The sequence below is a fragment of the Actibacterium sp. XHP0104 genome (genome assembly GCF_025751515.1).
Classification (GTDB): Bacteria; Pseudomonadota; Alphaproteobacteria; order Rhodobacterales; family Rhodobacteraceae; genus Actibacterium_D.
In genome coordinates this window covers 1-1,216 of the sequence record NZ_JAOWLE010000017.1, presented here as the reverse complement: position 1 = coordinate 1,216, position 1,216 = coordinate 1, and the positions used below count along the sequence as shown (strand labels likewise).

Genomic DNA, 1,216 nt, shown 5'->3' with positions numbered 1-1,216 from the left:
GAGCCTCCCCATCTGAACTGGTCCACCGTTATGTTTAGGAAACGGAGGACTGAGAATGGCGAACAAGCGACCGAAGCCCGAAGAGATTGTCTCGAAGTTGCGGCAGGTTGAAGTTTTGATGGGGCAAGGCATGCCCCGTCTGGACGCGATCCGACAGATAGGTGTTGTTGAACAGACCTATTACCGGTGGCGCAAGCAGTATGGTGGAATGGGCGTGGATCAGCTGAAGGAACTGAAGCGACTTCAGAAGGAGAACGAACGGCTGAGACGAGCGGTGTCGGATCTGACGCTCGACAAGCTGATCTTGAAGGAAGCTGCACGGGGAAACTACTGAGCCCCGCGCGACGCCGAGCTTGCATCGATCATGTGCGAAGCCAGTTCAAAGTGTCTGAGCGCAGGGCCTGCCGCGTATTGGGGCAACATCGTTCGACACAGAGGCACGCTCCGAGAGGCCGTGCAGATGAGGACCGGTTGGTTGCCGACATGATCGAACTAGCCAGGCAGTACGGCCGCTACGGCTATCGTCGGATAGCGGCTCTGCTCAGAGAGGCGGGTTGGTCGGTCAGTGACGGTCGTGTCGAACGACTATGGCGACGAGAGGGGCTGAAGGTTCCAGCAAAACAACCGAAGAAGGGGCGGCTCTGGCTGAATGACGGATCATGCGTCCGGCTGCGGCCTGAATATCGAAACCATGTCTGGTCATATGACTTCGTTCATTGTCGGACAGATGATGGGAAGGTGTTCCGCACTTTGAACATTCTGGACGAGCACAGCCGGGAATGCCTGGCGATCAAGGTGAAGCGCAGGCTCAACTCTTCGGATGTGATTGATGCTCTAACGGATCTGTTCATCCTGCGTGGCGCTCCTGTCTTCATACGTTCCGACAATGGCCCCGAGTTCGTTGCTCAGGCGGTTCGGGACTGGATCGCTGCCGTTGGGGCCAAGACCGCCTACATCGAACCAGGGTCTCCTTGGGAAAACGGATACTGCGAAAGTTTCAATGGGCGGATGAGGGATGAACTGCTCAACGGCGAGATCTTCTACAGCTTGCGAGAAGCACAAATCCTGATCGAAGAATGGAGGGAACACTACAACACAAAGAGGCCCCACAGTGCATTGGGTTATCGCCCACCGGCCCCGGAATCCATCATCCCGATGGAACACAGGACGATCATGCACTAACAATCAAACTGGACCAGTCAGATGAGGCTGCTCA

The 1,216-nt window shown here is 56.2% G+C and carries 1 protein-coding gene; it reads left to right on the top strand.

What is annotated here, in order from left to right; translation table 11 throughout:
• Positions 1–55 precede the first annotated feature (55 nt).
• Positions 56–1,182 (top strand): IS3 family transposase gene (locus OE856_RS13680; RefSeq protein ID WP_263716713.1). Its coding sequence is split into 2 segments (ribosomal slippage): positions 56–320 and positions 320–1,182, totalling 1,128 coding nucleotides; the frame shifts between segments, so codons are not numbered across the junction.
• The last annotated feature ends 34 nt before the right edge of the window (positions 1,183–1,216 follow it).